Raw genomic sequence first — 1,630 nt, 5'->3', positions numbered from 1 at the left:
CTCCAGCGCACGCCCGCGTTCCACTGCCACGGCGTAGCTACGTTGCCGCCGTAGGTTTTCTCTACGTCGAAGTACAGGTGCGTTGCTTCGCTCAGGTTGATGTTCGCGCCTACGCCTACTTCCCACCAGCCGCCGCCGAGGTCCTGCTCAAAGCCGCGCTGCTGCTGCGTTGCATTCATAAAGCGCGCGTCCGTCTCACCTTCAAAATCGTACAGATACGACGCTCTCAGGTACACGTTGCCCTTGCCCTTAGACAAATTCTGGCCCAGTGCGAAGCCCAGACGCCCTACCAAGCTGTCCATGTCGTCCTGCCGTACCATTACGCCACGGTCGGTCACGTAATTAGCGCTGCTTACTCTGCCGTAGGTCAGCTCTACCTGCGGCTCCAGCCACAAGCCGCTCTTACCCGTAAAACGCTTGCCGTATTCCGCGCTCAGGCTGTAGCCGTTGGTATCAAAGTCGCCTTTGCCCGCACCGCCGCGCACGTCAAAGTCATGCTCTAACCGCGCATACCGGGCGATAAGGTCGATAAAGCTGCCGTCATCGTTCAGGCGGCTGCCGTACAACGCAATGCCCTTGTGTTTGTTCTCGCCCTTGCCGCCGCTGAAGCTGCTGTTAGCGTCCGTATAGGTCAGCGCTGCGCCAACGGTCCAGTTCTTGTCCACGCTCAGCTTTTCGTCGTAGCCTAATTGGTAAGCATTGTATTGGTTCTTAATGTTCTGTGCGCCGTACTTGCTTTCGCCGCGGGTCATGCGCACCCACACGCCGTGCTCGCCCGCGCTGTCGCGCAGCTCGCCCAGGCGCTTGTTCATATCGTTGTTTTCCTGCCGCCAGGTCATCAAAGCGATAGAAGCCATTTCGCTGACGCCCTGGTTGAAGCTGTTCACATCTTCGCCGGTAACGGTCAAATTACCGTTAGCGTCGACTGTGCCAGTAATTGTGCCCAAAACACTACCTTCTTCGGCCACCAGCTCTTTAACAGCGCCGTCAGATTTTATATTCAGCGTATCCGCCAAATCCTGCATACCGGCTTCAATGCTCGTCAAATCGTTGCCCAAATTGTCGGTTACGCCGCGACTGCCGATAACGGAAACACTTTCGCCAGTATAATTGCCGATTACTACCTGGTTCTTCTCCAAAGTATCAACGTTAAGCGTCAAACCGTCGCCAACTAAAGTGTCGATAACAACCTGCTCTTGCGCATTGCCAGTAGTATTTATCGCCAACTCATCAGCGGTAATCGTGCCTGCGTCTACTTTGCCGCCGTTAGCAATAATGTTAGAGTTATTAGCGGTAATCGTATCCGCAGTCAAGCTGCCGCCGTTAGCGGTGATAGTAGAATTGTCGCTCATCGTCAGCGTGCCAACGTCTGCAATACCGCTATTAGTCAATGCGCCGGTCTTTACGTTTCCTTTGACAATAAATTCATCGCCGCTATTATTAATAGAAGCCGCAGTTACGTCGCCATTGGCAATAAACTTATCGCCGCTATTGTTAATAGAAGCCGCAGTTACGTCGCCACTGGCAATAAGTTCGCTGTTATTCGTCAAAGTAGTTGCGTCTACGTCTGCACCAGTTAAAGTGCCGTTATTCGTCAGTTCGCCATTAGCTTTGACGTTGCCGCTTGCTT

1 protein-coding gene is annotated in these 1,630 nt (G+C 53.6%); it reads right to left on the bottom strand.

Annotated elements, in window-relative coordinates:
* The coding region (locus QZ105_RS10460; protein WP_293729861.1) for an autotransporter outer membrane beta-barrel domain-containing protein at positions 1-1,630 on the bottom strand (1,630 nt) is incomplete at both ends.

This window comes from uncultured Phascolarctobacterium sp. (genome assembly GCF_905212365.1).
GTDB lineage: Bacteria > Bacillota > Negativicutes > Acidaminococcales > Acidaminococcaceae > Phascolarctobacterium_A.
The sequence above is the reverse complement of the archived record's forward strand: the minus strand, read 5'-3'. Positions and strand labels throughout refer to the sequence as shown.